Origin of the sequence: Bacillus sp. HMSC036E02 (assembly GCF_001836235.1) — a bacterium.
Taxonomy (GTDB): Bacteria; Bacillota; Bacilli; order Bacillales; family Bacillaceae_G; genus Bacillus_A; species Bacillus_A cereus.
The window spans coordinates 1-11,039 of sequence record NZ_KV827840.1 but is presented as its reverse complement, the minus strand read 5'-3'; the positions used below and the strand labels follow the sequence as shown (position 1 = coordinate 11,039).

Here is an 11,039-nt window from a genome sequence, read left to right as displayed (position 1 = left end):
AATGAATATGGAATGGTTGGAACAATTATTAGGAAAAGAGTGGAGTCTTGTACCGGCTGGTGGAGTAACGGGCGATGCATATATTGCGCAAAACGGACAACAGAAGTTATTTTTAAAGCGGAATACATCGCCCTTTTTAGCGGTATTGTCAGCAGAAGGAATTGTTCCAAAATTACTTTGGACAAGAAGGGTAACGAATGGTGATGTAATTTCTGCTCAAAAATGGCTTCCGGGACAGAAGCTAGAGCCAGAGGATATGAAACTAGAACGTGTTGCGAAACTTTTGAAGAAAATACACTCCTCTAAAGCGCTTGTACAGATGATTCAAAGACTTGGGAAGCAGCCGCTTCACGCACAAGAGTTATTACAACAACTGCAACTCGTTTTAAGAGGAGATATAAGGGATGATGAAACAATTCAGCAAGGCCTTCAATATTTAATGGATTCATTAAAAGCTATTGAATACAATGAATTCGTTGTATGCCATTGTGATGTAAACCATAACAACTGGCTATTGTCGGATGAAGATGAATTGTTTTTAATTGATTGGGATGGAGCTGTAATTGCTGACCCAGCTCTAGACCTCGGTATGTTATTATATTGGTACATTCCGCGCCAGGAGTGGAGTGAGTGGCTCGGTTATTATGATATTGAAATGGATGAATCGCTGCTTAGGCGTATGAGATGGTATGTGATAGCACAAACGATTTTGTCTATTCAATGGCATACAACAAAAAAACAGCAAGCAGAAGCTGAATATTGGCATCAATATTTACAGCAACTACTTGCTTCAGAATAATACTTAAGAAAAATTGTCCATTCCAGCAATCCACTGAGTAAGTTGTTCTTGATTATTGGAAATATGGTTGTCCAAATTAGAGGAAGATTTACCCGATTGACTATAAGAATATACATCGTTTAGCATTGTTTTAGCGTCACTACTTACATTATCGTTTGCGAGTAACGATTGAATGAGGCGCTCTAATTGCTCGCATTCTGAAACTGTCCCGCAGCAATCACTTTGGTGGTTGACTAAAATATCTTTCAGCACTTCTAATTGATGTTGTTGATTAATTGGCATGAACGGATCATCCTTTCGATTGTTTTTCTCTTCGAATGTAAGAGAAAAAGCTGTTTCGTCATGGAATGTTTAATGCTGTATGTAGTTTTTATCAAAATGGTACATCTTATACTTGAAAGAAACGGACCGAGTGCTCGTACGTACTTGGTTTTTTGTTTGGTAGATTGATTAAAAAAGAAAGAAGGAATTATTCCTTTAAAATAGCTATGTAAAGAGAGGGAAACATCTATGCGTTTAAGACATAAACCGTATGCAATGGATCGAATTAATGAATATTCACATATCGTAATCGGAAACCCAGAGGAGCGCGCTGGTAGCTGGAAAGAAGTATTTGGAAACGAACAACCAATTCATATTGAAGTAGGTACAGGTCGTGGCCGCTTCATGTATGATATGGCAAAAGCGAATCCACATATTAATTATATTGGAATTGAAAAATTCACAAGTGTTGTTGTAGATGCACTTGATAAATTAATTGAAGAAGAATTACCAAACTTAAAGTTAATTAATAAAGATGCTGAAGATTTAACAGTTTTCTTTGCGAAAGGTGAAATTGATCGCGTTTATTTAAACTTCTCAGATCCATGGCCAAAGAAACGTCATACGAAGCGTCGTTTAACGTATAAAACATTTTTACGTAATTACGAAGAAGTGTTAGTAGAAGGCGGAGAAATTCATTTCAAAACAGATAACCAAGGTCTATTTGAATATTCTCTTATGAGTATGGCTGAGTATGGTATGTTACTAACTTACTTAAGCTTAGATCTTCATAACAGCGACTTTGAAGGTAACATCATGACTGAATACGAAGAGAAATTCTCTAGTAAAGGTCATCGTATTTACCGAGTTGAAGCAAAATATCGTACAGAGCCTATGCAGTAATGCATAGGTTTTTTATATCTAAAATAATCAGAATTTTATGTTAAGATTAATTGAAAGGGGGATGTGTAATGGAACAGTTACAAATTGGAGATATAAAAGTAACGTGGTTAAAAGGCGGAAATACACATTTAGATGGAGGGGCAATGTTTGGTGTTGTGCCGAAAGTACTTTGGTCACGTAAATATAAACATAATGACACAAATCATATTTACTTACGAACAGATCCGTTACTTTTGCAAACGAAAGACGGAAATATGCTCATTGATTCAGGAATAGGAAACGGTAAGTTGGATGAGAAGATGAAACGAAATCAAGGTGTAACAGAAGAATCATCGGTTTATGAATCGTTAGAAAAACAGGGATTAAAGCCTGAAGATATTCAATATGTTTTAATGACACACCTTCATTTTGATCATGCATCTGGCCTAACAAAATGGGATGGGGATCACCTTGTACCAGCGTTTCCAAATGCGAAAGTTTACGTAAGTGAAACAGAGTGGAATGAAATGAGGAACCCAAATATTAGATCCCGTAATACATATTGGAAGGAAAATTGGGAACCGATTGTAGATCAAGTTGTTACGTTTCAGCAAGAAATAGAAATTACAGATGAAATCAAGATGGCACATACGGGTGGGCATAGTGATGGACATGCAGTCATCATTTTGGAGAGTCAAGGGGAAACGATGCTACATTTAGCAGATCTCTTGCCGACGCACGCGCATCAAAATGTATTATGGGTAATGGCATACGATGATTATCCGATGACATCGATTGAAAATAAGCAAAAGTGGATGGAGTACGGCGCTGAAAAAGGAGCATGGTTTACTTTTTATCATGACGCATATTACCGTGCAGTAAAGTGGAATGAAGAAGGGCATATCGTAGAAAAAATAGAGCTGAAAACGAGTATAGAAGCATAAAAATAGGAGGTTGCTCCATCATATTTATTGGAGCAGCTTCTTTTTTATTGTCGGGTTTTGTTGGTAAGTCGATATATTTAAACAAACGCTGATATAATTGGGAAATCGCTGATATAAATTGAGCTGCGCCGATATATTCGGAAAATCGCTGATATAATTTTAATCAATACCCGCAATTTCAAAAAAATAAGAGGTTCACCTAATGGGAACCCTCCTTTTTATGCTGCTATAACCTCTAAAACAGTACCTGTTTTAGCATCAACTAAAAATTCAAATCGTTCTTGTATATCATTTAACATTGTTGTAAGACCGCCGCGATAAACTTCATATGCGACATCATATTTTTCAAATGTCTCTGGAACCATATGTACCCAAGAGCCAGTAATTTCACCTTTATGACTTAATGCTTGTTTCACCATTTTCAATGCTTTTTCTGAAGAAATATGGGATTGTTCTTGTACTTTGTTTGCAACGAGATAACCAGCTGCGAACCCAACGCCAAGACCTGCTACTAAACCTTTCCAGCTCATATATTCACCTCAATTCTATAAAATAAAAATAGTGTACCGATAATAATTATAAAGCAAATACAGCTAAAAAAGAAGAAACTAGAAACATTTCGAAAATTTCGTTACAATAAAAGGGGTATTCTACTAAGGTTTGAAAGAAGGGGACTTCGTGAATAAAGAGACATTACAATTATTTCGTACGTTAACAGAATTACAAGGTGCATCAGGTTTTGAACATGATGTACGCCGTTTTATGAAACAAGAATTAAGCAAATATGCGGATGAAATTGTACAAGACGGTTTAGGGAGCGTATTTGGTCTGAAAAAAGGGGACGAAACTGGCCCGCGTGTTCTTGTAGCAGGTCATATGGATGAAGTAGGTTTCATGATTACGCAAATTACGAAAAACGGAATGCTTCGTTTTCAAACGTTAGGCGGATGGTGGAGTCAAGTTCTATTAGCACAGCGTGTACAAGTTATGACGAAGAATGGTCCTGTTATTGGGGTTGTTGGTTCTATTCCTCCTCATTTATTAAGTGACGCGCAACGTGCAAAACCGATGGATATAAAAAATATGTTAATTGATATAGGTGCAGATAGTTATGAAGATGCGATTGAAATTGGTGTAAAACCAGGACAACAAATCGTGCCGATTTGCCCATTCACGCCGATGGCAAACGAAAAGAAAATTATGGCGAAAGCTTGGGACAACCGTTACGGATGTGGCCTTGCAATCGAATTGTTAAAAGAATTAAAAGATGAAACATTACCAAACACATTATACTCTGGTGCTACTGTACAAGAAGAAGTAGGTCTCCGCGGAGCGCAAACAGCTGCAAATATGATTCAACCAGACATTTTTTATGCGCTTGATGCAAGTCCAGCAAACGATGCATCTGGTGACAAAACGCAGTTCGGTCAATTAGGAAAAGGTGCTCTTCTTCGTATTTATGATCGCACGATGGTAACACATAGAGGGATGCGCGAATTCATTTTAGATACAGCAGAAACAAACAACATTCCGTACCAATACTTTATTTCACAAGGTGGTACAGATGCGGGCCGTGTACATACAAGTAACTCTGGTATCCCATCAGCAGTAATTGGTGTTTGTGCACGCTATATTCATACACATGCTTCAATTTTACATGTTGATGATTATGCAGCGGCGAAAGAATTAATTACGAAGCTTGTAAGAACAACAGATAAAACGACGTTAGAGACAATTAAGAATAACGCGTAGAGAAGAAGGGCGAAAAACCCTTCTTTTTTTAGGTTGAATAGATGACCCAGCGATGAGTGGTGGCGGTTAGTGCCTAATGGGTGCTCGAATGATGTATTAAGACCGCGGGTAGGAAGAAAGAAGAAGCCTGTTTTTGTGTTTAGGACCAGTAATATTGTAGAAAGCGACCTTCTTTTATGGGGAGAAGGAATTCCCTGATGGTGTGTGGTAGTGGTTGGTACTTAATTTGTGCCGAAGCGGATATTAGAATAGAATGAAGAATTTTTATAGAGGTGAACGAAATGAAAGTAGTAGTTGGATCAAAGAATAAAACGAAGGTTGGCGCTGTGGAGAAGGTTTGGAAAGATGCTGAAATTACATCTCTTTCTGTTCCGTCAGGAGTATCAGCTCAGCCGTTCTCAGATGAAGAGACGATGCAAGGAGCGATTAATAGAGCAAAGCGAGCGCTAGAGGAAGGAGAAGCTCCAATTGGTATTGGGCTAGAAGGCGGCGTAATGAAAACGGAGCACGGTTTATTTATGTGTAACTGGGGCGCGCTAGCAACAAGTGATGGGAAAGTATTTGTGGCCGGAGGAGCGCGTATTACGTTACCAGACGATTTTTTAGCACCTCTTGAAGATGGTAAGGAATTAAGCGAAGTGATGGAAGAGTTTGTGCAGCGAAAAGATATTCGTAGTCACGAAGGTGCGATCGGTATTTTTACAGATGATTATGTCGACCGTACGGAATTATTTGTACACGTTGTTAAGTTGTTAGTTGGGCAATATAAGTATGACAAAAAGCAAGCATAAACCTTGCACCGTGCGCGATGTATGGTAGTATAAAAGAAAGATTATAACATGAAAAATGCACTCGTTAGAGGAGGAAATATAGATGAAGTCATTAGAAAGCATGGAGCAATTCCAACAGTTAAAAAATGAAGAGAATGTAGTCTTTATGTTCTCAGCAGAATGGTGCCCAGACTGCCGCTTTGTAGACCCATTTATGCCAGAAGTAGAAGAGAAATATAGTGATTTCTCATTTTACTATGTAGATCGCGATGAGTTTATTGATCTATGTGTAAAATTAGACGTATTTGGCATTCCGAGCTTTGTAGCGTACAATAAAGGTGAAGAAACTGGTCGCTATGTAAACAAAGATCGTAAAACACAAGAACAAATCGAAGAGTTCATTGAAGGTTTAAAATAAGGCAATTTGCCAATTGAATTGTAAAACAACCTCTACCTTCGCGGGGGAGGTTATTTTTTTGGAAGGGAGGAAAAAGAGATGAAGATGACAAGTAAAAAGATGAAAGATGAGTTAATAAAGAAATTATCTCGCCCAGAATGGGACTTTCAGTATGATAGTGAGAAAGAAGTTTTACGTATTGAACAAAAAGACTCCAAAAAAGGTATTAACGTATCGCTTCCAGGAGTTGTGGCAAAATGGGAAGTGAACAAAGAAAAGGCAATTGAAGAAGTTGCTTATTACGTACAAGAAGCGCTAATTGCGATGCATAAAGAAGAAAATAGCGGAGCGAAAATTTTACCTGTTATTCGCTCTACTTCTTTCCCGAAACAAGCAGAAGAAGGAAATCCGTTTATTATGACGGATCATACGGCGGAAACACGTATTTACTATGCGTTAGATTCGAATAAAACGTATCGACTAATTGACGAGCGTCTATTACAAAAATTAGAACTTACAGAACAGCAAGTGCGTGAAATGGCATTATTCAACGCACGCTCATTAGGTTATGAATTTAAACAAGACACAGTAGCGGGTAATACATTCTACTTTTTAAACACAAATGATGGGTATGACGCGACTCGTATTTTAAACGAATCGTTACTACAATCGATGCGTGAAAAGATTTCTGGTGACATGGTTGTTGCTGTTCCTCACCAAGATGTATTAATTATTGCTGATATCGTCAACGAAATCGGTTATGATATTATTGCACAAATGACAATGAAATTTTTTGCCGAAGGGCATGTTCCGATTACATCACTTTCATTCGTATATGAAGATGGAGAATTTGAACCAATCTTTATTTTAGCGAAAAATCGGAAGAAGACAGATGGAAAAGAGAAAGGATGAACGAAGTGAACGTTTTTTACAACCTTGAAGGAATTGGTGACACTTTAATTGTTGCCTTACAAGATATTACTTTAGAGAACCGTACTTTTGATCGCAAAGGAGATGTTGCACGCGTATACGATCGTGAAAGCAACGAGACAGCAGGATTCAACATCTTTAATGCATCTTCTTACTTAGAAGTAAAAGAAACAGGCAACCTTACATTAACGAAAGAGCTTGTAGAGAAAATCAACGAAATTTTAGCGAAGAACGGCTTTGAAGAAACAGTAGAAGCAGATCTTTCTCCGAAATTTGTTGTAGGCTATGTAGCTGAAAAAGAGAAACATCCAAATGCTGATAAGCTAAACATTTGTAAAGTAGAAATCGGTACAGAAACATTACAAATCGTATGTGGCGCACCAAACGTTGATGCAGGACAAAAAGTTGTCGTTGCAAAAATTGGTGCTGTAATGCCAAGTGGTATGTTAATTAAACCAGCAGAACTTCGCGGTGTTCCTTCTTCTGGAATGATTTGCTCTGCACGTGAATTAGAGCTTCCAGACGCTCCACAAGAGAAAGGTATTCTTGTATTAGAAGATAGCTTTGAAGTTGGACAAGAGTTCAAATTTTAATTGATATAAGAAGAGAGAGGTTGTCCTTTTGGACAGCCTCTCTTTTTTTACATTCATTGTTGGTAATTCGAAATTTCATGTTGAATCGTTGATATATTGAGAGTAGTGATAGATATATTCAAAAAATTGTTAATATGATAAGGATGTCACCTTTTTTCTTAAAATCTATATTGTATTTTATAAACAAACTAGTTAAAATTTAGAAAAGTAGAAGGGGATAGAAGTATGAAACAGCAACCAAAAATCGCAGAACTTCTAAAACGAATTGAAACTTCAAAACAGCAAGATGTTGAGCTAGGTACTTATGAAATATATTTGTTTAGTGAAAGTGAATTAGAAAAAGGACAAATCGGTTACCGATACGATAAACATAAAAATTCATTAATAAGTGAAGAACACGGAAAATGGAAAGAAGAATGGATTACAATTGGATATGAAACGGATATGGGCGATCCAGTTTTCGTAAATATAGATGATGACGCTTATCCGGTTTATACTGCAGAACGTGGTACAGAAAAATGGCAGCCAGTTTATATTGGAAATATGGATGAGATTATAGGGCAATTATAAGAAAAACTTTGAATCCGATGCAAAGTGATGGGAGAGAAGTATGAAGTATATAAAAATAATGAGCATGATTGCATTCATTGGAATATATATGGCCGGTTGTTCACAAGAGCAGCCGAAAAAAGAAACTACATCTTCTATACAAGAGAAGAACAAAGATACCAAAGAAGACGCACCGGTAGAAAAACAGCAAGAACAAGAAAAAAACGAAGAATTGCAAGCAATTCAAACGAATGAGCAAGTAGAACATAAGCAAGAGGAAGTATCGCCTGAGGAAAAGAAAGAAGAAACTACGCCAGTGCAGCCAACTGAGCAACCAGTGCAAAATAATGAACAAAAAGTAGAGAGTAATGAAAAAAAAGAGAAGTTTCTCGTCGTTATTGATCCAGGGCATCAACAAAAAGCGAATTTAAATTTAGAGCCAATTGGACCAGGGGCAACAACGCAAAAATATAAAGTGACAGACGGTACAACAGGTGTTGTGACGAAAAAGAGAGAGGCTGTACTTATATTAGAAATGGCTTTTTTATTAAAAGAAAAGCTTGAAGCAAAAGGGATACAAGTATTAATGACGAGAACATCACAAGACGTTGATATAAGTAATAAAGAACGGGCGACATTCGCAAATAATCATAAGGCTAATTTATTTTTACGTCTTCATGCAGATGGTTCTGAAAATCCAAACGAAAGTGGATTTGCTGTATTGACGCCGGCAGAAGGAAGTCCGTATACGAAAGAGATTTATGCGGAAAGTCTTCAAATCTCTCAAATGATTGTAAATAAAATGAGGGAGAACCAGCAAGTAAAAGTAAATGGAATTAAATTTAGGGATGACCTTTCTGGATTCAATTGGTCCAAAGTACCTGGCGTACTATTAGAACTTGGGTTTATGTCAAACCATGAAGAAGATAAAAAATTATCTGACCCGCAGTATGTAAATTCTTTATTGCAAAGTGTAACGGATAGTGTAGATGCATATCGGAAGAGTAAAGCTTAAACGCAGTCTTACATGAAAGGCTGCGTTTTTCTATATGAAACACTCGTAAATTAGAATATTGTGGATAAATATGACATGCTTAATTTTACCTGCACTTTTTGCCGAATGCTGATACAATAAAGGATGTTACTATTTAGTAGAAAGAGTGGTAAGCATGTTAGATTGGATGAAAAAGCTGTTTAACAAAGAGGAAGAACAAACAGCGATGAATAAAGAAGTACCAAAGCAAATTGAAAGTCAGCCGAAAATTCCTCGTGTAAACCACTACACTGAAGCAAGAGAAGCACAAATGGCAAGTAGGAATGCAGGTAAATGCCGTTTTCCTTTAGTACCGGATAATGGGTTCGATGAAGAGGATGAAAGCGAAGTAAATCGCTTCGAAGAACAACCTGTTCAAGGAGTAACATATGAAGAACCGACTGCCCAAAGAGGAATAAAGGTGGAAAGAAGCAGACGACCGTATGTGGAAAAGGTAGTTTCTACATATGAAGAGCCGGAAGTGCAATATGAACCGGTGCGCGAGTCTGTCGTTAAAAAGGCATCTGCACCTTCGCAAGAGAGTAACCGTAGACCATTTCGTCCAACAGAAATGATTTCGCCAATTTATGGATATAATCGTCCTTCAGTAGAGAAAAAGGAAGAAAAGCAGGAGGAAGTAAAGGAAAGAGAAGACCTTGAAATATCTGTAGAGGGTAAATCAGTCGTTGATGCATGGTTAGAGAAAAAAGGATATACATTATCTGATTTCTCAGAAGGACAAGCACCAACTTCTTCTAGTCATAGAGCTGCTAACCAGCAAGGAGAGCAACAATATGAAGAGAATAAAAAGGAAGAAAAGTCAGTAGTTGATCAATGGCTAGAGAAAAACGGTTATGAAATCGAACGCCAAGTGCCTTTAGTAGAAGAAAAAGAAGTGATTCAAGAAATGAGTACACCGCAGGAAGTTTCAGCGGATGAATTACTTCATAAAACAGTAGCTGAGCAGATGGAAAGTGCTAAGCTAGAAAAAGATGTAGTGGTGTTAAACGAAAACAATCTACAAGAAGAATTAGTAGCTTCTAAAGTAGAGCACGAGGATACAATATTATCAGAAGAAATTAAACGTAACACAGAAATAAAACAACCTACTATTGAAGTAGAAAAGCAAGCTCCAGAAGAATCAGTGATTGTCAAAGCAGAAGAAAAACTTGAAGAAACAATCATTGTGGAAATACCAGAAGAAGTGTCAAAAGTAGAAGTAATTGCAGAAACGGAAGAGCTTGAAGAAGTAGTTATGGAAACAGAGGCACCTGAAGAAGTGGAAGTAATTGCGGAAGCAAAAGAGCTAGAAGAAGTGGAAGTAATTGCAGAAACGGAAGAGTCAGAAGAAGTGGAAGTAATTGCGGAAGCAGAAGAGTCAGAAGAAGCTGAAGTAATTGCGGAAGCAGAAGAGTTAGAAGAAGTGGAAGTAATTGCGGAAGCAGAAGAAACAGAAGTGATTGCAGAAACAAAAGCGCCTGTAGTAGAGACATTTGTAGCACTTGAGGAAATTCAGCAAGAAGATGAAGCAATTGAACAAAAGAGTGAATTCATACATGTTGCTGAGGCTGATGAACAAACGAAGAAAGATGTTCAAAGCTTTGCGGATGTTTTAATTGCAGAAGAACAACCAGTTGTAGAAGAAGCGCCAGTCGTAGAAGAACAACCAGTTGCCGAGGAAACACTAGTCGCAGAAGAGCAACGAGTTGTAGAAGAAGCACCGGTCGTAGAAGAGCAATCAGTTGTAGAAGAAGCGCCAGTCGTAGAAGAACAACCAGTTGCCGAGGAAACACCAGTCGCAGAAGAACAACCAGTTGTACAAAAAGAAGAACCAAAACGTGAGAAAAAGCGTCATGTACCATTTAATGTTGTTATGTTGAAACAAGATAGAACACGATTAATGGAAAGACACGCAGCTAGAGCAAATGCAATGCAGCCTTCTGCTAATGTACGAGTAGAGAATAAGCCAGTGCAACAAGAGGTAGCAGAACCACAAGTGGAAGAGCACCCAGTGCAGCAAGTAGCAGCAGAACCACAAATGGAAGAGCACCCAGTGCAGCAAGTAGTAGCAAAACCACAAGTGGAAGAGCAAACAATGAAGCAAGTAGTAGCAGAGCCACAAGTGGAAG

12 protein-coding genes and 1 pseudogene are annotated in these 11,039 nt (G+C 37.8%); 11 read left to right on the top strand and 2 right to left on the bottom strand.

Annotated elements, in window-relative coordinates; translation table 11 throughout:
* Window position 1: 1 nt before the first annotated feature.
* Window positions 2-799 carry a phosphotransferase family protein gene (locus HMPREF2590_RS12240; protein WP_001986674.1) on the top strand — a complete coding sequence of 266 codons (798 nt, stop codon included), beginning with the start codon at window positions 2-4 and terminating at the stop codon, window positions 797-799.
* 3 nt (window positions 800-802) lie between these two features.
* On the opposite strand, the gene HMPREF2590_RS12235 is transcribed toward HMPREF2590_RS12240, so the two are convergent.
* On the bottom strand, window positions 803-1,081 hold the full coding sequence (locus HMPREF2590_RS12235; protein ID WP_050822129.1) for a YtzH-like family protein: 279 nt from the start codon (window positions 1,079-1,081) through the stop codon (window positions 803-805).
* 228 nt (window positions 1,082-1,309) lie between these two features.
* On the opposite strand from HMPREF2590_RS12235, the gene trmB reads away from it, so the two are divergent.
* Complete coding sequence (gene trmB / locus HMPREF2590_RS12230) at window positions 1,310-1,963, top strand: tRNA (guanosine(46)-N7)-methyltransferase TrmB (protein WP_001239385.1); 654 nt, start codon at window positions 1,310-1,312, stop codon at window positions 1,961-1,963.
* Window positions 1,964-2,031: 68 nt separating this feature from the next.
* Complete coding sequence (locus tag HMPREF2590_RS12225; protein ID WP_000436838.1) at window positions 2,032-2,886, top strand: YtnP family quorum-quenching lactonase; 855 nt, start codon at window positions 2,032-2,034, stop codon at window positions 2,884-2,886.
* Between the two features lie 218 nt (window positions 2,887-3,104).
* On the opposite strand, the gene HMPREF2590_RS12220 is transcribed toward HMPREF2590_RS12225, so the two are convergent.
* Window positions 3,105-3,416 carry a PepSY domain-containing protein gene (locus HMPREF2590_RS12220; protein ID WP_000118543.1) on the bottom strand — a complete coding sequence of 104 codons (312 nt, stop codon included), beginning with the start codon at window positions 3,414-3,416 and terminating at the stop codon, window positions 3,105-3,107.
* Between the two features lie 148 nt (window positions 3,417-3,564).
* Here HMPREF2590_RS12220 and HMPREF2590_RS12215 point away from each other — a divergent pair, with 148 nt between their 5' ends.
* From HMPREF2590_RS12215 to HMPREF2590_RS12180, 8 genes and pseudogenes are all read left to right on the top strand, one after another.
* Window positions 3,565-4,638, top strand: coding sequence for a M42 family metallopeptidase (locus HMPREF2590_RS12215; protein ID WP_001031508.1), 1,074 nt, complete (start codon window positions 3,565-3,567; stop codon window positions 4,636-4,638).
* A 281-nt stretch (window positions 4,639-4,919) separates the two neighbouring features.
* Window positions 4,920-5,429 (top strand): DUF84 family protein, encoded by a 510-nt coding sequence (locus HMPREF2590_RS12210; protein ID WP_000869941.1) that lies wholly within the window; start codon window positions 4,920-4,922, stop codon window positions 5,427-5,429.
* 82 nt (window positions 5,430-5,511) lie between these two features.
* On the top strand, window positions 5,512-5,826 hold the full coding sequence (locus HMPREF2590_RS12205; protein ID WP_000838193.1) for a thioredoxin family protein: 315 nt from the start codon (window positions 5,512-5,514) through the stop codon (window positions 5,824-5,826).
* A 78-nt stretch (window positions 5,827-5,904) separates the two neighbouring features.
* Window positions 5,905-6,717 (top strand): DUF1444 domain-containing protein, encoded by an 813-nt coding sequence (locus HMPREF2590_RS12200; protein WP_000784588.1) that lies wholly within the window; start codon window positions 5,905-5,907, stop codon window positions 6,715-6,717.
* Window positions 6,714-7,328 (top strand): YtpR family tRNA-binding protein, encoded by a 615-nt coding sequence (ytpR, locus tag HMPREF2590_RS12195; protein WP_001006761.1) that lies wholly within the window; start codon window positions 6,714-6,716, stop codon window positions 7,326-7,328. Before HMPREF2590_RS12200 ends, ytpR begins: the two co-directional genes overlap by 4 nt.
* Window positions 7,329-7,553: 225 nt before the next feature.
* Window positions 7,554-7,898: a hypothetical protein gene (locus HMPREF2590_RS12190; protein WP_000813344.1), complete on the top strand. Its 345-nt coding sequence runs from the start codon at window positions 7,554-7,556 to the stop codon at window positions 7,896-7,898.
* Between the two features lie 40 nt (window positions 7,899-7,938).
* Entirely contained in the window at window positions 7,939-8,892 is a 954-nt protein-coding gene (locus HMPREF2590_RS12185; protein WP_050822127.1) for an N-acetylmuramoyl-L-alanine amidase, read from the top strand.
* A 154-nt stretch (window positions 8,893-9,046) separates the two neighbouring features.
* Window positions 9,047-11,039 (top strand): annotated as a pseudogene (locus tag HMPREF2590_RS12180) (DNA translocase FtsK); the annotation flags it as partial.